Annotated in this window: 19 protein-coding genes; 9 read left to right on the top strand and 10 right to left on the bottom strand. The window is 41.7% G+C overall.

Annotated features, from left to right (window positions below):
* Nucleotides 1-25: 25 nt before the first annotated feature.
* The 4 genes from WAA15_RS13990 to WAA15_RS13975 all read right to left on the bottom strand — a co-directional run bounded on the left by WAA15_RS13990 (nt 26) and on the right by WAA15_RS13975 (nt 3409).
* Nucleotides 26-523: a biopolymer transporter ExbD gene (locus tag WAA15_RS13990; RefSeq protein WP_337043401.1), complete on the bottom strand. Its 498-nt coding sequence runs from the start codon at nt 521-523 to the stop codon at nt 26-28.
* 164 nt (nt 524-687) lie between these two features.
* Nucleotides 688-1329 (bottom strand): oxidoreductase, encoded by a 642-nt coding sequence (locus tag WAA15_RS13985; RefSeq protein WP_337043400.1) that lies wholly within the window; start codon nt 1327-1329, stop codon nt 688-690.
* Between the two features lie 12 nt (nt 1330-1341).
* Entirely contained in the window at nt 1342-2625 is a 1284-nt protein-coding gene (locus WAA15_RS13980) for a type IX secretion system plug protein (RefSeq protein WP_337043399.1), read from the bottom strand.
* 115 nt (nt 2626-2740) lie between these two features.
* Nucleotides 2741-3409: an ABC transporter ATP-binding protein gene (locus WAA15_RS13975; protein WP_337043398.1), complete on the bottom strand. Its 669-nt coding sequence runs from the start codon at nt 3407-3409 to the stop codon at nt 2741-2743.
* A gap of 182 nt (nt 3410-3591) precedes the next feature.
* Here WAA15_RS13975 and sucC point away from each other — a divergent pair, with 182 nt between their 5' ends.
* Complete coding sequence (gene sucC / locus WAA15_RS13970; protein WP_337043397.1) at nt 3592-4812, top strand: ADP-forming succinate--CoA ligase subunit beta; 1221 nt, start codon at nt 3592-3594, stop codon at nt 4810-4812.
* Between the two features lie 158 nt (nt 4813-4970).
* On the opposite strand, the gene WAA15_RS13965 is transcribed toward sucC, so the two are convergent.
* Entirely contained in the window at nt 4971-6692 is a 1722-nt protein-coding gene (locus WAA15_RS13965; RefSeq protein ID WP_337043396.1) for a M3 family oligoendopeptidase, read from the bottom strand.
* 190 nt (nt 6693-6882) lie between these two features.
* Here WAA15_RS13965 and WAA15_RS13960 point away from each other — a divergent pair, with 190 nt between their 5' ends.
* Genes WAA15_RS13960 through WAA15_RS13945 form a run of 4 tightly spaced genes read left to right on the top strand, consistent with a single transcriptional unit; the run spans nt 6883 to nt 13122 of the window.
* Nucleotides 6883-7602, top strand: a complete 720-nt coding sequence (locus tag WAA15_RS13960; protein WP_337043395.1) for a GDSL-type esterase/lipase family protein — start codon at nt 6883-6885, stop codon at nt 7600-7602.
* A gap of 28 nt (nt 7603-7630) precedes the next feature.
* Nucleotides 7631-8926, top strand: a complete 1296-nt coding sequence (locus WAA15_RS13955; RefSeq protein WP_337043394.1) for an acetylxylan esterase — start codon at nt 7631-7633, stop codon at nt 8924-8926.
* The gene (locus WAA15_RS13950) at nt 8923-10980 is read left to right on the top strand and encodes a ComEC/Rec2 family competence protein (RefSeq protein ID WP_337043393.1); all 2058 of its coding nucleotides are present in this window, start codon (nt 8923-8925) and stop codon (nt 10978-10980) included. The genes WAA15_RS13955 and WAA15_RS13950 overlap by 4 nt, the downstream gene beginning before the upstream one ends.
* 39 nt (nt 10981-11019) lie before the next feature.
* Nucleotides 11020-13122 (top strand): TonB-dependent receptor, encoded by a 2103-nt coding sequence (locus tag WAA15_RS13945; protein WP_337043392.1) that lies wholly within the window; start codon nt 11020-11022, stop codon nt 13120-13122.
* 17 nt (nt 13123-13139) lie between these two features.
* On the opposite strand, the gene WAA15_RS13940 is transcribed toward WAA15_RS13945, so the two are convergent.
* From WAA15_RS13940 to WAA15_RS13930, 3 genes are all read right to left on the bottom strand, one after another.
* On the bottom strand, nt 13140-14183 hold the full coding sequence (locus WAA15_RS13940) for a hypothetical protein (RefSeq protein WP_337043391.1): 1044 nt from the start codon (nt 14181-14183) through the stop codon (nt 13140-13142).
* Between the two features lie 8 nt (nt 14184-14191).
* Nucleotides 14192-15145, bottom strand: a complete 954-nt coding sequence (locus WAA15_RS13935; RefSeq protein ID WP_337043390.1) for a hypothetical protein — start codon at nt 15143-15145, stop codon at nt 14192-14194.
* Between the two features lie 199 nt (nt 15146-15344).
* Nucleotides 15345-16475 (bottom strand): lactonase family protein, encoded by a 1131-nt coding sequence (locus tag WAA15_RS13930; protein ID WP_337043389.1) that lies wholly within the window; start codon nt 16473-16475, stop codon nt 15345-15347.
* A gap of 93 nt (nt 16476-16568) precedes the next feature.
* Between WAA15_RS13930 and WAA15_RS13925 the strand changes: the two genes are divergently transcribed.
* Nucleotides 16569-17135, top strand: a complete 567-nt coding sequence (locus tag WAA15_RS13925) for a GNAT family N-acetyltransferase (protein ID WP_337043388.1) — start codon at nt 16569-16571, stop codon at nt 17133-17135.
* Nucleotides 17136-17220: 85 nt separating this feature from the next.
* Nucleotides 17221-18069: a methylated-DNA--[protein]-cysteine S-methyltransferase gene (locus WAA15_RS13920; protein WP_337043387.1), complete on the top strand. Its 849-nt coding sequence runs from the start codon at nt 17221-17223 to the stop codon at nt 18067-18069.
* A gap of 26 nt (nt 18070-18095) precedes the next feature.
* Here WAA15_RS13920 and WAA15_RS13915 read toward each other — a convergent pair whose 3' ends face one another.
* Both WAA15_RS13915 and WAA15_RS13910 read right to left on the bottom strand, forming a co-directional pair.
* A complete protein-coding gene (locus WAA15_RS13915) occupies nt 18096-18362 on the bottom strand; it encodes an Ada metal-binding domain-containing protein (protein ID WP_337043386.1) in 267 nt (88 codons plus the stop codon).
* Entirely contained in the window at nt 18359-19072 is a 714-nt protein-coding gene (locus tag WAA15_RS13910) for a 2OG-Fe(II) oxygenase (protein WP_337043385.1), read from the bottom strand. The genes WAA15_RS13915 and WAA15_RS13910 overlap by 4 nt, the downstream gene beginning before the upstream one ends.
* Nucleotides 19073-19202: 130 nt before the next feature.
* Here WAA15_RS13910 and WAA15_RS13905 point away from each other — a divergent pair, with 130 nt between their 5' ends.
* Nucleotides 19203-21116, top strand: a complete 1914-nt coding sequence (locus WAA15_RS13905; protein ID WP_337043384.1) for a bifunctional aminotransferase class I/II-fold pyridoxal phosphate-dependent enzyme/GNAT family N-acetyltransferase — start codon at nt 19203-19205, stop codon at nt 21114-21116.
* A 56-nt stretch (nt 21117-21172) separates the two neighbouring features.
* A complete protein-coding gene (gene tpiA, locus WAA15_RS13900; RefSeq protein ID WP_337043383.1) occupies nt 21173-21934 on the top strand; it encodes a triose-phosphate isomerase in 762 nt (253 codons plus the stop codon).
* The last annotated feature ends 6 nt before the right edge of the window (nt 21935-21940 follow it).

The raw sequence follows: 21940 nt of genomic DNA, 5'->3' as shown, positions 1-21940 counted from the left end.
TCGTTTTAGTCACAAACAAACCTGTTTAAGGCATTGGGGCTTGCTTAGCTTCATAAACCTGTTTTTCTTTAGGTGTTAAATCGGCTACTACATACCGTTGTTGGTTAGTAATCATCATTTCGTCAAGGGCATCAACAGCATTTTTGTAGTTAGCGTCATCAGTAGGGCGGATAATCACTGTAAAGTTTTCTTCTTCACGGGCTTTTTTTCTTTTTTGAAGAATGAGTTGCCGCAGGCTTGTACCATAGCCAACCTCAAACAGGTAATTGGTACTTAATTTTTCAAAATTAGTCTGATGCCAGAATAACTTGTTGTCTTTGCCCAGAATCAAGGTCAGAGAATTACTCTCAGCAATTTCGGGGGGGATGTCAATAACCGAGTTATCGGGCATGGTCAGCTTCATAACGTTTGGAGTCGAGAAGGTAGTCGTAAACATAAAGAAAGTAATAAGCAAGAAGCCTAAATCGACCATAGGGGTCATGTCTACCCGTGCAGTACGGGCAGAGGTAGTTATTTCTGCCATTTTTTTTAAAAGTTTAAGTTGAACAAATATTAATATTTAGAAATATGTCTAAATATCTAAACAATATTTTAATTCACAAACAAAACGCTAAAAAAAATTTATCTATCACCGAAAAACAGGCACAAGAAGATACTAACAGGTAAGCAAATTAGAAATGGGAGTAATCAGGATACAAAAGCCTGCATTTTTTCCGAGACAAGAATATCTTTGCCTTTTATACCCTGCTGCGCTGTGGCAAGCATGGCATTAGCTACGGTTTCACCTCTGATAGCCTTGTATTTGGCCGGTATCAGAAAATCCAGTTTGGTCATTAGAATAGTAGCCAAGCCTTCGCCAGCGCGTGATTCCGTACGTTCGCCTAATAACAAAGAAGGGCGAAAAATAACGAGCGTAGGGAAACGTAAATCGCTCAGGGCTTTTTCAACTTCGCCTTTTACGCGATTGTAATAAAACATCGATTTTTCGTCGGCCCCCATAGCCGTTACAATAAAATATTGCTGCGCTCCATTTTTAAGTGCGGCTTTTGCTACTTCGAGCGGGTATGTGAAATCAACTTTATAGAATGCAGCTTTCGAGCCGGCCTGTTTCATGGTAGTACCGAGGCAACAGAAAACATCGTCAGCTACTACAACTGAGGGGTCAAGATTATCAAAATCCACAATAATCTGTTGCAGCTTGGGGTGCTGAAAACCAAGCGGTTTTCTGACCATAACCTTTACGGTTGAATATGCCGGATGATTTACCAGTTTCTGGGTCAGGTGGTTGCCGATTAATCCGGTTGCACCTACTACTAAAGCTGTTTTCATACTTGTGTTGTTTTATCGCCTTTTATTAAAATCAACCAGCCGATACCCTATTAATCGTTCTGACCGCGCCGTTACGGGTTTATGGTACACAAAAATCTCATACGTATTTTCTGTTTCACCGAAATTACCTTCAAAAAAGGTCTCGTCAGGTTTTCCGTCTTTTGTTAATACAAAATCATAGTTATAAACCCCTTGTTTAAGCGGAATACGGGCAACATAACCACCAAAGGTATTATCATAAACCATCTCGTTCAGTTTATTAAGGTGCCAGTCATTAAAACTGCCATTCACATAGACTTTTTCGTTGGGTTCCAGTTCCTGACTTTTCAGCCCAAAATTCATTTGTATATAATCGGCATCTGTTTCAGGTTTATTGCCGTCGCGACTTTCAATTACGTACATTCCGTTAAAATCATTCGACTCCAGATATACTGTTTCGCTGCGGTCGCGCTGCGGCGAAACCCACATCGCATCTTCTGTGCCTCGTTGTACTCTATCAATAAACAATCCTCGGCTATACGTACTTCTTGAATCAAAAAAACGATATTCGTTTCCTGCCGGAAAAGTGCTTTCATCATCAAAAAACCTGAAATCTAATTGATTAGTAGCCGTATTTACACTAAAGGGTTTCAGGTTTTTAAGGGTTCTGTCCCAACGATAATTCTGACGGATAACGATTTTAAATTCATCCCGCGGCGACATTACCGAATAATTACCGTAGTTAATCTGTAAATCAATTTGCTGATGGGTTTTATTTTTAGCCGGATTTTGCGCCTGCCTAACGCTAGCCATTGAACCAATGGCATTTTCATAAACCATAAATCTACGCGACAGGATAACATCATTGCGCTGACGGCCACGCCATACAATTACCAGATAATTGCCCGAAAGCAACATTTTAGGTAATTCTATTTTATAGTGGTAATAAGGTACTTTAGTATTTTGCGATACCTGATAATCGTTAATGATGAGGTCGTTGTACTCAGGCATGTATTCAATATCTGAAAGTACCGATGGCTTCCAGTCCATTCCGCAATGTTGGATTCTCACATGATATTGCTGATACTCGGCCCGTAAATCATCAAATTCAAGCCATAGACCGTTGTTATCTCTTAGTTGCACAACCGGAGGGTTAAGGCTTTTGGCAGGGTCGGTGGCACTTCCTATAAGGGGGTATAATTGCACCGACTTAATGTTAGGCTCATAAACGTAGTCTTCGTAAACTAGTTGCAGTTTTTCTTGTGCTACCAACTGGTACGCTACGAAGGTAAAAAGTATAATAATCCGTTTTTTCATAAGGCTTGCAGAAAATACAATAACGCCCAAGAGCGTCAGTTGTTTTAATAAGCGTAGCAATGTTGTTTTAAATTAGCCCACAAAAGCTGTTGCACTCAGTTATGGACTAATTTTCTCATACCAGAATTTGCCCATCCTGCATTACCAGTTTTCTGTCTGACATATCGGCCAGATGCTCGTTATGGGTAATAATAACAAAGGTCTGATTAAATTTTTTACGTAATTCAAAGAAAAGGTGGTGCAGTTCTTCTGCATTTTTCGAGTCGAGGTTGCCACTTGGCTCATCGGCAAAAACAACCGAGGGCGCGTTAATCAAGGCACGAGCCACGGCTACCCGTTGCTGTTCACCGCCTGACAGTTCGGACGGAAAATGTTTTACTCTTTCGCCCAAGCCAAGCATTGTTAATAATTCAATGGCTCTTTTTTCGATTTCGTCAGACGACTTTGATACACCACGGCTACTCTGAATCCATGCCGGAATACACACATTTTCGAGGGCTGTGAACTCGGGCATCAGGTTATGAAACTGAAAAATAAAACTAATCTTTTCGTTACGAAAACGAGCCAATTCCTTATCTTTCAACGATTTATAACTAATACCATCTAGCGTTACCTCGCCTGAGTCGGCTTTGTCGAGCGTGCCTAAAATATGTAAAAGTGTGGTTTTTCCGGCACCTGATGCACCTACGATAGAGACAATTTCGCCCTGATTAATTGTCAGGTCAATTCCTCTGAGTACTTCCAGCTTGCCGTAACTTTTTTTTATGTTTTTTGCTTGCAGCATATACCTTTCTCCTAAAACGATTCAAGGGATTGTACTATCCCTGTTTTTATTAATACCAGATTCTGATTAAAATTTAAAAAAAACGTCAGACATGATTTAGCAAAGTAAATGATATTTGATTGATAATTAATAATTGTTGAGTAATTTAGCGAAAATTTTATAACCTCTAAAATCTACTTTACATGAACGTTCACGAGTATCAAGGTAAAGAAATACTAAGCCGTTATGGTGTACGAATCCAACGTGGGATAGTTGCCGAAACTCCAGAGCAGGCAGTAGCTGCATACAAGCAAATTTCTGAAATGACAAATTCAAGGTTTGCAGTAGTTAAATCACAAATACATGCGGGTGGACGTGGAAAAGGTAAAATTGTAGGTACCGAGCAACGTGGTGTACAATTAGCAAAGTCGGCCGAAGATGTAGAACGTATTTCTTCCAACCTATTAGGTAATGTTTTAGTTACGCTTCAGACAGGTGCTGAAGGTAAAACAGTTAATAAAGTACTTATTGCTGAAGATGCTTATTATCCGGGTGATAGCGAACCGAAAGAATATTATATGGGAATTTTGCTTGACCGCGCCAAGGCTTGCAATGTAATTATGGCTTCGACAGAAGGCGGAATGGACATTGAAGAAGTAGCGGAGCATCATCCTGAGAAAATCATTAAAGAGTGGATTGACCCACGCGTGGGTTTACAGGCGTTTCAGGCTCGTAAAATTGCCGATAAACTTGGTTTAACTGGCGAAGCTAACAAAGAAATGGTAAAATTTGTTGGTGCTTTATACAAAGCCTATGTGGAGTCTGACTCTTCGATGTTTGAGATTAATCCGGTTTTAAAAACATCTGACAATAAAATTCTGGCCGTTGATGCAAAGGTTAATCTTGACGATAACGCCTTGTATCGCCACCCTGAGTTGGCTTCTATGCGTGATAAAGCCGAAGAAGACCCATTAGAGGTAGAAGCGTCAGAAAATGACCTTAACTACGTAAAACTAGATGGTAACGTAGGTTGTATGGTAAACGGTGCTGGTTTGGCAATGGCTACCATGGACATCATCAAGTTATCGGGTGGTGAGCCTGCCAACTTCCTTGATGTAGGTGGTGGAGCTAATGCTAAAACGGTTGAGGCAGGTTTCAGAATTATTCTGAAAGACCCGAACGTAAAAGCCATTCTGATTAATATTTTTGGTGGTATTGTACGTTGTGACCGCGTAGCAAACGGCGTGGTAGAAGCCTACAAAGCTATCGGAGAAATTCCTGTGCCTATCATTGTTCGTTTACAAGGTACAAACGCTGCCGAAGGCGCAAAAATCATTAACGACTCTGGCTTGAAAGTATTTTCTGCCATTGCGTTAAAAGAAGCGGCTGAGTTAGTAGAAAAAGTATTGAAAGAAAACGCCTGATTTGTGTTCGCTTATTAATCAGCTATCAGGCTGTTTTAGTATAACGAGCGGGTATCATCATGATGATACCCGCTTATTTTTGTATCTACTAGCCCAATTACATTAAAACCCCTGTAAAGCAGTTTGTTTACAGGGGTTTTAGGTTATCTGACCAATTATTATTTCAGTTTTTCTAACTCGGTTTCTACAAAGGCCATTAGTTCGGCAATGTATTCTTTCGAGAAGTCGAATTTTACGTTGGCAGCCTCATAGATTTTCCCGATTGGGGCCGTATATCCTAATTTTAGCGCATTCAGGTATCCTTCTAGTCCTTTGCGGGCATCTTGCTTGTAATTGCGCCAAACACTAATAGCTCCTAACTGAGCCATACCGTATTCGATATAATAGAAAGGCAACTCAAACACATGAAGCTGGCGTTGCCACACATATTTTTTGAAACGCTCATAGCCCTTCCAGGTTGTAACCGAATCTGAAAATAACTCATAGATTTTTAACCATGCTTGTTGGCGTTCTTCTATGCTATGAGTTGGGTTTTCGTAAATCCAGTGCTGAAATTTATCAATGGTAGCAATCCAGGGCAAAACCTCCAGAATATCCTCCAGATGCTCTACTTTTGCCCGTTTCAGGTCTTCTTCGTTATCAAAGAAAACCTCCCAGTGTTCCATAGATATTAATTCCATCGACATAGAAGCCAGTTCGGCAACCTCCGATGGCGTGCTACGGAAATAATTAATGGGCAGGTCTCTTACTTCAAAAGAATGTATGGCATGGCCACCTTCATGTACCATTGTTACCACATCTCTCAGGCTTGAGGTTGCATTCATGAAAATAAATGGTACACCTATTTCTTCCAACGGGTAATTATAACCACCGGGTGCTTTTCCTTTTCTTGACTCTACATCAAAATGCCCCATTCTACGCATAATACGGATGTAGTCGGCCAGCTTACCATCAATTTTCTGGAAACACTGAACGGTTTTATCAAGCAGGTTTTCTCCATCCGAAAAAGGTTTCAGCGCAGGTTTTCCGTCAACATCTACTTTTAAATCCCACGGGCGTAGCTCTTCTACCTTTAGTTTTTCTTTTCTTTCTTTTGCCATTTTATCTACCAGAGGCACTACGGTTTCGGCAACGGCTTCATGAAAATTAAAACAGTCTTGTGGGGTATAGTCAAAACGCCCCAATGCGGCAAAGGTGTAGTCGCGGTAGTTGGCAAACCCCGCATTTTTTGCTACCTGATGCCGTAAATCGCGTAATTCGTTAAACAAGGCATCAAACTTTTCATGTTCCTGATAGCGCCGCTCCGATATTTTTGTCCATGCTTCTTCTCTGAGGGTTCTATCCGGCGACTGCAAGAGATCTCCGGCTTTAGGCAGGGTCATTTCTTCGCCATTGATAGTTACCGTCATGGCTCCTGTAATGGCCTGATATTCGGTTTGCTTGGTCTGAATCTGTGTTTCGAGCGGAATATTATCTTCGCAGAAAATCTCTACCGCTTTTTTCATTCCTCTGATAGCAATATCAAAGCCCTGATCTTTTAATTCATCCAGATACGGGCTTTCAAGAGCTTTTTTATTCAGTTGGTCGTTATATACCGATAATTGTGGTTGAATTTGTTCAACAAAAAACTGGTAGTTTTTCTGGTTTTCTTCGCTGGCGGTGTCGCAGGTCATTTTTATGTAACGCCACGCCATATTCTCCGACAAATACGATTCCAGTTCGCTGCGGTCAATAAACCATTGGCGTAGGTCATCAACGTTAGTAATAGCACGGCTCACCAGATTTTCATATAAGGGTTGTACTTCTGCCCACGAGGTCAATAAAAACTCTTCTCCTATAAATTTGCGGGGTTTCCGCTGAGGGATTACTATTTCTTCCATAAATTATGTTTTGTTCTATTCTGATACTACAAATATATAATTCCATTTCTAGGAAACTACTTTCTTGTAACAAAACTCCGGCTAAGAAAAATCCGAACGTCGATGCTATTACAAATTTCGCCTAAATTTTCACGCTTTTGTTCATAGTTTTTTCATTTTAAACTACTTTCGTAAAATAATCTACGAAACTATGAACAAAAAAAATCTTCTGTTTTTTATTGGCCTGATAGGTGTTGTTTTTGCCTGCCATAAAAGTTTAACCCATTCGCCCATTGCCGAAAAATTCGTACTGAATTATGAGGTAAATCGCTTTGAAAAAGATATTCAGGCGCTTGAAAAGGCCGACGCGGCAATTGGGCTCGACAAACTACAAGGACAGATTCTCTTTTACGGCAGCTCAAGTATCAGGTTCTGGAAAACGCTGAAAGAAGACTTTGCGCCGCTTCCGGTAATTAACCACGGTTTTGGTGGCTCTACTTTTCCTGAAATGACCTACTATGCCGAGCGCATGGTGTTTCCTTATAAACCTAAAATTCTGGTTTTATATTGCGAAAACGACCTTTTTTCGGGTAAAGAAAAAAGCCCCGAGCAAGTGTTTGATGCTTTTGCAGAACTGGCCACGCTGATTCAGAACCGCTTGCCAAAAACAAAAGTGTATTATATTTCAATGAAACCGTCTATTTCGCGGAAAGACAAATGGCCTGTTACTACACACGCCGACGCACTCATTCAGGCCTATATCAAGAAACACAAGAATTTCTCTTATGTCGACATCAGACCTTCGATGTACCGCCCGAACGGAACCGTAAACGGCGAATATTTTATTCAGGACAGCCTGCACATGACCCCCAAAGGCTATGCGCAATGGACAAAAGTTCTAAGACCTGTTTTGCTTAAAAATTATAAATAAAACCCTTACTATCAACCTCTATTTAAACATGAAAAAAAGCCTGCTTATTCTGGGGCTAAGCCTTTGTGCAGCCCTGACTTTTGCCCAGCCAACCGAACGCCTTATAAAGGTAATTGTAGCTCCTGAGCATGACGACTGGACTTATAAACTGGGCGAGCCTGTAAAGTTTGCCGTAACTGTATTGAAATACGGTAATCCGCTGAAAAACGTCAAAATAGTGTATCAGATTGGGCCAGAAAAATTTGAAACCAGAAAAGACAGTACCATCCTGAAAGAAGGTATTATAAAGCTGGATGCCGGCACTATGAACACCCCAGGGTTTTTGCGTTGTACAGTAATTGCCAAAGTAGATGGCAAAGAATATCGAAATCTGGCTACGGCTGCTTTTGAACCCGAAAAAATTCAGCCTGCGGTTGAAATGCCAGCAGATTTTGTGCAATTCTGGGACAAAGCCAAAGCTGATTTAGCAAAAGTACCCATGGATGCCCAAATGACCTTATTACCCGAACGCTGCACCGAAACTGTTAATGTGTATCACCTGAGCCTGCAAAACTACCGCGAAGGGGGTACTGTGCGCCTGTATGGCATTTTGTGTGTACCTAAAAAAGAAGGCAAGTATCCGGCCCTTTTGCGGGTGCCGGGTGCTGGTGTAAGACCCTACGGCGGAGACATTAAAACAGCCGAAAAGGGAATTATTACGCTGGAAATAGGCATACATGGCATTCCGGTTACGATGGAGCCTTATGTATATACCAATTTAGGGGCAGGACCTTTAAATGCCTACTGGACTTATAACCTCGACAACCGAGATTTGTACTATTACAAACGGGTGTATCTGGGTTGTGTGCGTGCCAACGATTTTCTGGCGGGCCTCCCTCAGTTTGATGGCAAAAACCTTGCAGTTACAGGGGGCAGTCAGGGAGGTGCTTTGTCTATCGTAACGGCAGGGCTTGACCCTCGTGTGAAATGGACAGCCCCTATTTATCCGGCTCTGGCCGACATGGTGGGTTACCTCAAAGGGCGTGCGGGTGGCTGGCCACATATTTTTGATAAAAACAGCCCTCATAATAACACCGAGGCCAAAATAAAAACAGCCGCTTATTATGATGTAGTGAACTTTGCCAAACAAGTAAAAATACCTTGTTACTACTCAATGGGTTTTAATGACGAAACCTGTCCGCCAACATCTATGTGGGCAGTTTATAATGTGATTAATTCTCCTAAAACCCTGAAACTATATCAGGAAACAGGCCATTGGACATTTCCAGAGGAAAATGAAAATGTAATGAACTGGCTATTCGATAAATTATTAGTAAGCAAATGAAATTCAACGCTTTTCCTGTTGTTAGATACTTACTATACCTAATTGCAGGAATAGTGATTTATTTCTATACCCACTATTTCCATACAACTTTTTATTATGTAGCAATTGCTGTCCTTGTGGCTTTTCTGGGCAGTATATATCTTAAAAAGCCACTTTTACGAGGTGCGCTGGGTTTGTTACTTTTTGTGCTTTCGGGCTGGATAATCGCTTTCCGAAGCACCGCCATTAATCAGGATAGCCATTTTATTAATCACGGAGGGTTTTCGTATTATCAGGCCATTATTAGCTCTAATATTGAAACAAAAGCCAAAACCTATAAGGCAGAAGCAGAAATAAAAGCCATTAAAACACCTGAAGGCTGGCTTCCAAGTACCGGAAAAGTGCTGTTATATTTTAACAAAGATGCGCATCAAAAGCCTGAATACGGCGATATATTTCTGATAAAGAATCAACCACAAGCCGTTGAGCCACCCAAAAATCCGGCAGAGTTTGACTACCGCCGGTATCTTGAAAACAAAGGAATTTATGCCTACCATTTTCTGCCAGAGGCGACATACCTCCGTTTAGGTCATGCGCCGGCATCGGCAATTTTGGCTTTCGCCTATAAAGCCAATCATTATGCCGATAGCGTTTTCAAAACACGTCTGAAAACAGTTCATGAATACGCCATTACAAACGCAATGGTAGTTGGCACAAGAGACGACATCGATAACGAACTGCTCGACGCCTACTCGGCCTCAGGGGCTATTCATGTGTTATCGGTTTCGGGTATGCACGTAGCTATTTTATTTGGGGTAATCAGTTTTTTACTAGCCTTTCTGAAAAAAAGAGGCAAATATGGTTCATGGATTTTTATGGGCTTAGTGCTTGTTATCTTATGGGCTTATGCTGTCTTTACGGGCCTTTCGGCCACAGTTTTACGGGCAACAGTTGTATTTTCGTTCATCGAAATCGGGCGAACCTTCTTTCGTCGTCATAACATTTACAACACACTGGCGTTATCGGCATTTCTGTTATTGTGTTGGAATCCCTACTGGCTACTTGATGTAGGCTTTCAGTTATCTTATCTGGCTATTATCGGTATTGTGTACCTGCATCCGTACCTGAATCAGTTAGTTAACCCCACAAACCCACTTATCAGGATAATCTGGGAGGGCACGGTTGTTTGTTTTACTGCCCAGTTGTTTACTTTTCTGCTGAGCATCTATTATTTCCATCAGTTTCCTACGTATTTTCTCATTGCTAACCCTTTTGTAGCGTTGTTTTCATTCGCTATTCTACCTGTGGGGCTGGCTTTGCTGGTTTTTGCCGCTATTCCTGTGGTGGCCGACGTACTGGCGTGGGTGCTGAAACTCTCCTGTTTATGCCTGAACGAAACAACCCGACTGATTGAAAAACTGCCGCTATCCACCCTGAAAGGATTTTCTATTTCAATACCTGAGCTACTGGTGTGGTACGTTATTCTGTTTTTGATTATTGCGTTTTTTCTACGTATTGAACATAAATATCTGAAACTGGCGGCTTTACTAATTACGGGCTTAGCTCTTCTGAATATTTACGAAGATTACAGACAAAGCCACCAAAAAGAACTGACGTTCCATTACTTGCCACAACAGGGGGGTATCAGTATTATTGATGGAAAATCGGCTACTTTTCTGGCCGACTCTGGTGTAATAAACGACAAAAAAGCATATAGTTTTCGTATCAAGAACTATTACGACCAACAGGGAGTTCTGAATCAATACAAGTTGCCTCTAAGTACTTACAGGAACCAACAGGGCATAACCTTGCTGGATTTTGAGGGAAAACGCATTGTATGGCTTCAAAAGAGTTTCAGAGGAAAACTACAAGGCAAGGCCGATTTTGTTTTGTTATCGAACAACGCACTCAGAAACCTGCAGAATTTGTCTGCTAACTTTCAGGCAGGTTTAATTATTCTGGATGGCTCAAACAAAAGGTATCTGGTTGAAAAACTCCGGCATCAGGCCGACAGCCTGCATCTGAATCTTATAGCTTTGCAAGATACCGGAGCTTATACGGTTGTAGCCCGTTAGAGAAACAATACCTAACCATAACTTTAAAATTACAATGATATGAATTATAAATTTTTTACGCTCATAGCTTTAGTTTTAAGTGTATCTGCCTCATGGGCGCAAGACACCGATACTACTATGGCAACCAAACAACTCAGCGAAGTTGTTGTGAGGGGTTTCGAGACAGGACGAAAACTTACCGAAACAGCTGCCTCTGTAAACGTGCTTACCATAAAAGACATAGAACGTTTTCAGAATACAACACTTGTGCCTGTGTTTAATACCTTACCCGGCATACGGATGGAAGAACGCTCGCCCGGAAGTTATCGCTTGTCTATCCGTGGAAGTTCTATTCGTTCGCCTTTTGGAGTACGAAATGTAAAAATTTACTGGAACGACATTCCGCTGACCGACGGCAACGGTAACACCTTTCTGAATGCCATTGACATGAACACCGTGGGTAACATAGAAGTAATTAAAGGCCCGGCAGGTAGTATTTATGGTGCAGGCACTGGTGGGGTGCTTTTATTAGGTGGCACAAGAGCCGAAGCACAAGCCACAACCAAACAGAAGGCAAGAAGCTATATTAATACTACGGTAGGCTTCGGAAGTTTCGGGTTACAGAATAGGGCTATTTCTTGGAATCTTGCTTCAGAAAAAACCAATTCGGTGGTAAGTTATGCACACGCACAGGCCGACGGGTATCGGGATAACAGTGCGTCGGTCAGAGATGTACTAAGCTGGCGTTCCAGTTTTTTTGTATCTGCTCATAAAACCCTCAACGCATCGGCGTTATACTCTGATATTCATTACCAAACCCCCGGAGGGCTTACTCAAGCACAGATGGACCTCAATCCACGCTTGTCGCGTCCGGCAACGCCTGTTATTCCGGGAGCCATCCAGCAAAAAGCGGGTATTTACCAGAAACTCTTTCATCTGGGCTTATCGCAGGAATACCGCTTTAATGAGCATTGGACAAACGTTACAGCCCTATATGGCATGATTTCAGAATTACGCAACCCTTTCATTACTAATTACGAAATACGAAACGAACAAACATTTGGCGGGCGCACACGTACCACATATACGTTTGAGGTAGCCCATTTACCTACTCGCCTGACCATTGGCGGAGAGTTTCAGAAGTCTGGGTGGGTAATTCGTAATTTTGGCAACAGAGGGGGTAATATTGACACCCTCCAAACCAACGATAACGTGGGGGCATTCAACTATTTTGTATTTACGCAATTGGAAACAGACCTCCCACAAAATTTTATTCTGACCGCCGGAGCCAGTTACAACCGTGTGAAATATGATTTCGTAAGGCTATCGGATGCCCCCAACATCAAAAACATCGATAATTTTCTTCCGTCAGCATTTTTACCAAGAATTGCACTTTTAAAGAAAATAAAAGATAAAGTAGCGGTTTTTGCCAGTATCAGCAGCGGGTTTTCTCCACCATTAGTAAGCGAATTTATAGCTGGCTATCAGAAAAGCAATTTTGTGCCTAATCTTGTGTCGGAGCGAGGCGTTAATTATGAAATAGGGACCAGAGGAAATCTGCTGAACAAACGCTTTTCTTTTGACATAACGGCCTATTCGTTCCGCCTTCAGAATACAATTGTACGAAGAGTAGACGAAGCCGGAACAGAATACTTTACTAATGCCGGAGGAACCTTGCAAAATGGGCTGGAAGTACTACTCAATGGCTGGCTCATCAGAAATACCACGCGTACTCCTATTCAGGAACTCAGGCTTTTTAGCAGCTTTACACTAGCCGACTATGAGTTTAAAAACTATAAGCAATTGCAAACCGACCTATCAGGTAAAAGCCTGACGGGTGTACCAAAACATATCTGGGTTTCAGGGCTTGATATGACCACCCAACCGGGTTTTTATCTGAACACTACTATTAACTTTACCGACCGCCTTCCTCTAACCGATGCCAACACCGTTTATGCCAAAAGTTATTGGTTATGGAATGCCCGCGTAGGGTATCAGAAAACCTTTAAACCTTTAGCTCTGAACATTTTTGTAGCAGGCGATAACCTGTTAAATCAACTATACAGCCTCGGTAACGACCTGAACCCCGTCGGAAATCGTTTCTTTAATCCTGCTCCTACACGAAACTGGCAATTGGGGGCCAATGTAAGGGTTTTCTTATAGCCACAAGTCAGGTAATATCAGTACGTGAGTGGGTTCTCTGGCGTTTCTTTTAATATTACCTGATTTATTTTTTTGCAATTTTCGGTACAATCATAACTATTCACCGAAAAATACTCTCTTTCATTACCCGTTTGTTTGATTTTTGAAATAATATGAATCTGATTATTATGCGTTAACAGCAGTTTAAAACTTTCGGGGTGGAATTTAAATTCAATGCCTTCTTCACCGAATTTTTCAAATGTCTGGTCAACATTTATAAACGTATCTCTGAAAGATGCCGACTTGAACCTGAGGCTTTCTATCTTGTTTCCTGATTGCACATATCTGAAATTAAGGCGTGTAATTACCATTTTTTTCTTTCCCATAAGCTTTTCACTTTCTACATACGTCTCCAGCCATATTGATAACCCTCTTTTACTATCAATTTTGTAGTAGCCTCTCATAACAGAGTTATATTCATAGTCAGAGCCTAGTTTAAAAAACTCTTCGGTTTCACGTACAAAGCCTACTGGTTTCTTGATTTTATAGGTATGGTTCTTTAAGTCAAGCGAATCATTTCCTTTTTTGAGTAGTTTCTTTCTATACGGGCTATGAAACAAAACTCTGTTGTTGTCTAAAAAAACCAGATAGATAATTTTACTAGCACTATCTATTTTAACCGAGTCATTAACTTTAAAAACCGTGGCCAGAATAGTATCTTTTCGCATTTTACTTTCTGACTGAACGGGTATTTCTTCAGCGTTTTTTTGATGTGGAAACTTCGAAACCGTTTTTATTCTTTCAGGGGCAACCGAGGTTTCCGTTTCCAGAATTTTAACCATGTAAGCACCTTCATCAAATTTGTGTAATTTCTCTACCAAAGCCATATTTGTTGAGGTGTCACTATACTCATCCACTGTTTTTTCCGAATCTTTTACTATTTCCTTTAATCCTTCATAATCCATCTTTTCATCATGAAGTGCTTTATAAAACAATCTATTGCTTGAGAATTTTTTAATTGTACAGGCATCGGCAAGCATCCCGACACCCAATAAAACTATGTAATAAAATATCTTTTTCATGGAGCTATTCATTTGAATTTAGGTAAATACGAATAGGACATCTGTAACGAAACACTTGATTTGTTGGCAGTTCGGTGCCACGAGAAACCCTGCCACTTATGTAAGTAATTTTGTAAGTCCAGCTTATCAAAATCATTAAATGATACCTCGGCCGAATAAAGGTTCTCTACAAAAACACCAAGCCTCATGCTACCACGGTTATATAGGTTCGAGGTATAGTTTCTATAAGGCACATAGTCCATTTTCAGGGCTGTTGCCAGTTCGTAGGCATCTTCTTTATAGCTGGTGTATCGGTCGAAACCCCATCGGAAACTTACAGGGCGATTATCAAAAAACTGTGTTTTAGGCCTGAATTTATAGCCCAGTAATATGCTTCCTGTCCAGTATCTGTCTTTACCGTCGCCCAGCCATTTACTGAAAGGAGGGCCATCATTGCTATAAAAGGCTTCAAACCCGAAACCCGTGCCTATATATACGCTACCCACCCGCTGATGCCTGAACTCCGTTCCACGGGTACTCCGGTTTTTATCAATCAGAATCATATTGCTTGCCAGAGCAAAAATATTGGCACAATCGGATGAAAACCCCGGCTGTAAGAAGTGCGGCATGGTTTGTACTTGATGCGTAAGGCCATTAAAACCCCACTGAACACCTGCAACCAGCGATAACATTGCCTGTGGCCTGAACCGTCCCCTTTTGTCGCGCATACTTGAGCCAATTCCTCTGCCTAGCATAAAATTAAAAGACGTAACAGGCACAAAGAATACTCCTTCGGCTTTATTTACATAAATAACCGGAGAAACAGAAGAAGCTAACCTGAAATGAGATAACCCACTACCTACCCTTTTGGGCTGAAAGTTAATATCGCCTATGAGTCTGATTTCTGCTTGTGGTCTTACCCTTTGGGCATGGGTATACAAAAACATCAGGCAGCATAAAGTCACGCAAATGGTTCTTTTCATGAGTGTATAGGCTTTTTTAATAGTCACTAATAAAAGTACTGATAACAGTTGGCATAAAGCTATATTTTCAAAAGCATACCACCTATGTTTTATTATTAATCGGTCCCTTTTATTTATTTAAAGGTTTTTGAAAGCAAATAAAAAAGCGGAAGACTGGCTCGTTATCCATTCTTCCGCTTTCAATTAGTAGCTAATATGCTTACTTTGCCGCTTTTATCATTTTTAAACAAACAGGCATTGAAACTTTTACTTCTTTGCCTGTTGCTGTGAGGGTCCCCTTCTGGGCATCTCTCTTGAATACCACTATATTGTCTGAATCCTGATTGGCTACCAATACCCACTTACCAGTAGGGTCAATCATGAAGTTCCGAGGGGTTTTTCCCAGCACTGACTGATTAGTAATATAGCTCAGTTTTCCGGTTTTAGGGTCTATGCTATAAATTACCAGATGGTCATAGAAACGATTAGAGCCGTACAGGAATTTCCCATCGGCCGAAATATGAATATCAGCGCAAGAATTATTGCCTTTATAGTCGGCAGGTAAGGTAGAAATCGTCTGAATCTCGCTTAATGCGCCATTTGTGTAGTTATAGGCCGTAACCGTTGCATTTAACTCCTGAATTACATAAGCCCATTTACCATTCGGGTGAAATGTAAAGTGTCTTGGGCCAGCACCGGCTACGGTTTTAGTAGCCGCCGGAGTACCTGCGCTGAGGTGTCCGGTCTGGGCATTAAGTTTATAGCTTACTACTTTATCGATCCCTAAATCGGGCACAAAAATATCGGTATTATTGGGGGCAACATTCACAGAGTGTACATGGGGTTTTTCCTGACGGCTGGTATTAATACTTTTTCCTTCGTGTTTGATAGTCTGGATGGGTGCGCCTAAAGAGCCGTTCTTCTCGATAGGTAAAACTGATACACTACCACCGCCATAATTACCCACTAGTGCCCACTTACCTGTTTTATCTAAAGAAATATGGCAAGGGCCTGAACCTCCGGCCGACTGGCTGTTGATAGGTGTAAGTTTACCAGTTTTGTTGTCGAAACTAAACGCATTGACAGAGCCGTCTTCTGTTTCGCCTACGGCATATACAAATTTCTGATTCGGGGCAACATCCAGAAACGTTGGGTTTTTCACACCTTTGGCAGACCCCACGGCAGTCAGGTCGCCGGTTTGGGTATTGAATTTATAAACATACAGGCCGTCGCTGCCTTTTTGGGTGTATGTTCCTACCAGCATATAATAATCGTTACTTTGTGCGTAGCTTCCAAACGACATAAATAGCAGAAATGGCACATAATACAGACACAGATTTTGAAAAGACATAGTTCTGAAAGAGTTGAATAGGTTTGAATAAATGTTCGTCAAATATAGCTACTTTTTAATGCTTTTACTTATTTTGGGTTTTCAATTAACGATATGGAGAATCTGATTATTACTACTGTAAAAACCGACGATGAGGTGAGGGGCATTCTGGCTCTTCAACAAAAAAATCTTAAGAAAAACCTTAGCCCCGCCCAAATCGAAAGTCAGGGCTTTGTTACTGTCGAACATGAATATGACGTGCTGAAAGCAATGAATAAGGCCCAACCAAGTGTAATTGCCAAACACGGCGAACAAGTGGTGGGGTATTGTCTGGCAATGCTTCCGAAATTTCGGAACGATGTGCCTGAAATCAGAAGCCTTTTTGATACCATTGACCTGATTGAGTTTGAAAACAAACCACTTAAAACATTTAACTATGTGGTAATGGGGCAGGTGTGCGTAGGAGAAGGTTACAGGAGTATTGGTCTTTTTGATAAGATGTATGAGTTGCTACGTCAGGAGCTATCAGGCCAATATGATATGTGTATTACTGATATTTCGTCCAGAAACCTGCGTTCACAAAAGGCTCATGCACGTATAGGTTTTCGGTTAATTAAGGATTTCCACGATACTGAACTGAATGAAATCTGGCGGGTGGTACTATGGGACTGGCGCTCATAAGTACTCTTCCAACATAAGCAATAATCAGATTGTAACAGCCCTGAAACAATTGTAATTTTGATAGACAAAAATCACTTATAACAAGATGGAAACTATTGAAATTCAAGAGATTATCGATTATAACAGAATAGAAAAAGCTATTCATTTTATTGAGCAAAATTTTCAGTATCAACCAAGCCTGAAAGAAATTGCCGACCATGTGGCTTTATCGGAGTTTCATTTTAACAGGCTATTCAGCAAATGGGCAGGCACAACACCTCAGCGGTTTATGCGTTTCTTAACCAAAGAATTTGCAAAAGAAAAACTGGCTCAGAGTGACAACCTGTTGGATGCTACTTTTGAAGCAGGGCTTTCGAGTACAAGCCGCCTGCACGATTTATTTGTTAACTATGAAGCCATGACTCCCGCAGAATTCAAGTCGAAAGGAGAGGGGCTTCTCATTCACTATGGTATTCATGAAACGCCTTTCGGCGAATGCCTGATTGCGGTAACAGGTAGGGGTATTACAGACTTACGCTTCCTTGATGCGGATACGAAAGAAACCTGTATTATTGCCCTAAAAGCCGACTTCTCTAAAGCCATCGTCGTTTTTGACAATGATTTCACCAGACCTTTCATAGAGCAGATTTTTTACGCTCATCAGGTGGCTGATTCTCCGGTTACGCTTTTACTCAGGGGTACTAACTTCCAGATAAAGGTATGGGAGGCTTTGCTAAAGATTCCTTTCGGACAAATTGTAAGTTATGATACTATTGCTCAGGCCATTGGTCAGCCTACGGCTCAAAGGGCTGTGGGTACGGCCATCGGGAGTAATCGGCTTGGGTATATCATTCCTTGCCACAGGGTACTGCAAAAGGTGGGGGGTATTGGTGGTTATCGCTGGGGAACTACACGCAAAAAGGCTATTCTAGGCTGGGAGATGGCAAAAGCGTAGCGCGTATCACGGAATGCCATTCCGTGTTACCGAAGTATTCGACACTTCCATAGCCTATACTCTTCACGCATACAAACCGCGCAGGGGCGGAACCCCATTTCGATAGCCTCTGTACGGTTTCTAAAAAACACCCGATTCTCCACTCTCATTCTTTTACCCGATTTACAATCCAGGCATCCGTATATTTTCAATTTACGGTTACCTGCCAGCATAATTTCTTTGCTTTGTATTTTCAAAAACAGATTTTTTGCCCGCGCAAAAGAGCTATCGCCTAAATGCTTGTGTTGTATCATGTAGCATCATGAAAAATAAGCCCCAGATTAACCCTGATACCACTTCTTACTTCGCTCACACCATGCCGCATCACTGCCCGATAATAGCCCTTAGAACCAGCTACGGGCCGGAAGTTCGTTGTAAAAATAACCGCCTCAGCCCTATTGGCCTGTAATACAACAGGTTTCGACTGCATTCGTGGCCGGTTTTCAACCATTACAAACTCTCCGCCAGTATAGTCTTGCCGAATCTGTGTCAGAAAAAACACTACCTGAAAAGGAAAGTATACCTCACCATACAAATCCTGATGAAGCGCATTCCAGTCACCAACGCCATATTTTAAAATCAAAGGAGTAGGGCGGTTTTGTCCTTCTTGACGACACTTTTCTAAAAGCTCGTTTAAAGAAGCTGGAAAACGCTTTTCAATCTTCAACTTGGTCATCCATTCATTTGCGACACTTGCCAGATGTGGGTAAATCGTCTGCCGTAGTTCTTCTATGATTGGTGGCAGCGGATACCGAAAATACTTGTATTCGCCACTTCCGAACTGATACCGTTTCATATTAATAACACTTCTGTAAAGGTTAGGGGCGTTATAATCCCGTGTCAGTTGTTCACATTCGTTGTCTGTAAGAAGTTTAGGCAAATGAACATAGCCTTTTTCATTGAGGTTTTGCGTATGTTCGGCCCAATTCAGGCTTTCGATACGATTTTTAATAGCTTCTATCATTTCTATTGTATTTGTTTCGGCAAAAATCACCACAGAAAAACTGTGAACCGAACCGAATCTTGCTATGTTGTCAGATAAGCACAGAAACTAGTGTAAGAATTATTATTTTTGGAGGTTAATCAACAAACCCATGAATTACGAAGATTTACTAAAAAATCAGGAAACGCTCGACCCCAACGATTGGAACAACATACGTGCATTAGGACATCAGATGGTAGACGACATGATTGACTACCTGCAAGGCTTACGCCAGCAACCCGTCTGGCAAAAGCCTACCGAAACAACCAAAACACATCTGAACCAGCCCTTGCCGCAGGAAGGCCAACGTGCAGAGGATGTCTATCAGGAGTTTCTGACACATATTCTGCCCTTTAACAAAGGCAATATTCACCCCCGCTTCTTCTCGTGGGTTCAAGGCAATGGTACACCCTTCGGAATGCTGGCTGATATGCTGGCGTCAGGCATGAACCCTAACACTACCATTGGCGACCACGCTGCCATGTATGTAGAAAAACAGGTAGTTGATTGGGCGAAAGAAATTTTCGGCTTTCCGAAAGAAGCCAGTGGCCTATTGGTGAGTGGAGCTACAATGGCCAATTTAACAGCCTTGACTGTGGCGCGCAATGCCTTACAAGATTTACAGATTCGTAAAAATGGTACGCAAAACAATCTGGTGCTTTATTGTTCTGCCGAAACCCATATATGTGTTATCAAAGCCACCGAAGTACTGGGTATTGGTAGCAACCGAACCCGAATTGTACCAGTAAACGACCAGTTCCAGATTGAAATTTCTGCATTAACAAACATGATTGAGGCCGATTTGGCAGCAGGTTTCCGTCCGTTTTGTGTGGTTGGCAACGCCGGAACCGTCAATACAGGAGCCATTGACCCACTTGAAGATATATATCAGTTTTGCCAGCAGTATGGCCTGTGGTTTCATATTGATGGAGCCTTTGGGTCTCTTGCCAAACTTGCGCCTGAGTACACAGAAAAACTAAAAACCATTGAAAAGGCCGATAGCCTTGCCTTCGATTTTCATAAATGGCTTCATGTACCGTACGAGTCGGCCTGTGTGTTGGTCAGAGACAAATCGTTGCATCAGGCAGCATTTGCCTCGGTCCCTAATTACCTGACAGCCCACGAAAGGGGTTTGGCCGCAGGCCCCGAGCCACTAACTAACTACGGAATAGAATTATCCAGAAGTTTTAAAGCCCTAAAAGTCTGGATGTCATTAAAAGAACATGGCATTCAGAAATATGCCCGTCTGGTACGGCAAAATCTGGCTCAGGCACAATTTTTAGCTCAAAAGGTATCCGAAAACCCATCTCTAGAGCTACTCGTTCCCGTCAGCATGAATATTGTATGCTTCCGTTTCAACGATGGCATACACTCAGAAGAAGCATTGAACCAGCTTAACAAAGAAATACTCATGCGTTTGCACGAATCAGGCGTGGCAGCTCCTTCTTATACCCTGATTCAGGGGAAATATGCTATCCGCGCTAATATTACCAACCATCGCACACGTACAGAAGACCTCGAGCTTATGCTTCATAAAATAATGGATATTGCTGCTTCGCTGGTGGTACAGGTAGTAGATTTTGACACCAATAATCCGTTACATTATCAGGCTTTTAAAACAATTAATTATGCTTGGATTGAAAAGCACTTTACAATAGAAAAAGGGGATGTAGATTCGTTAGAAAATCCGGTAAAGTATTTTATCAATACTGGCGGAGCCGTTTTATTGGCCTGCCGCGAAAACGAAATTATTGGAACCTCTGCCCTGAAACCCATCGGTGATAACACTTTTGAACTCTGCAAAATGGGTGTGAGCGAGTCGGCAAGAGGCTTGGGCATAGGGGCATTAATTGGCCACGCCGCTATTAAAAGAGCAAAAGCACTAGGGGCTAAAAAATTATATCTCGAAACAAACTCCGGCCTTACACCAGCCTTGAATCTTTACCAGAAATTAGGATTTTTAAAGGTTGAAAACTTTACATCGCCTTATCAGAGAGCCGATGTTGCCATGGAAATGCACTTATAGTTTTTCATGAAAAACTATTATCTTCGCACTTTCAAATAACCAAAGACTCTACGTATATGAGAAAAAAAATCGCCGCTGGCAACTGGAAAATGAATAAAACTTTTGAAGAAGGACAAATCCTTTTATCAGAAGTAGTTAATATGGCTAAAGATGAACTGGTTAACCCAAATGTACAGATTGTACTTTGTATTCCGTTCCCTTACCTGAGCACTTTCGGTAAACTTATCGATACTCCTAAAGTAGCACTTGGTGCGCAGAACTGCTATCCGAAAGCCTCTGGTGCTTATACCGGCGAGGTATCTGTGCCCATGCTTCAGTCAGTAGGGGTGCAGTATGTAATTATCGGGCATAGCGAACGCCGCCAGTACTTCAACGAGTCGGATGCGTTTCTGGCCGAAAAAGTAAATGCTATTCTGGAAGCAGGCTTAACCCCTATTTTCTGTTGTGGCGAAACCTTAGACCAACGCAACGAAGGCATTCATTTCGATTTCGTTTCAGGGCAATTAACAAACAGCCTTTTCCATTTATCGGCCGACGAATTGAAAAAGGTAGTAATTGCTTACGAGCCAATCTGGGCTATCGGAACAGGCGTAACAGCTTCTAACGACCAGGCACAGGAAATGCACAAAGTATTAAGAGACCATCTGGCATCAAAATATGGGTCAGAAGTAGCCGAGGAAATCAGCATTTTATATGGTGGAAGCGTAAACGGAGCCAATGCTCAGGAGCTTTTCGCTTGCCCTGATGTTGATGGCGGTTTGGTTGGAGGTGCGTCTCTTAAATCAAGAGAATTTGTGAATATCGCTAAATCATTCTAAGTTATA

The organism is Emticicia sp. 17c (assembly GCF_037153985.1).
GTDB lineage: Bacteria > Bacteroidota > Bacteroidia > Cytophagales > Spirosomataceae > Emticicia.
Note: the sequence above shows the minus strand (reverse complement) of the source record. Positions and strands in the feature narration are given on the sequence as shown.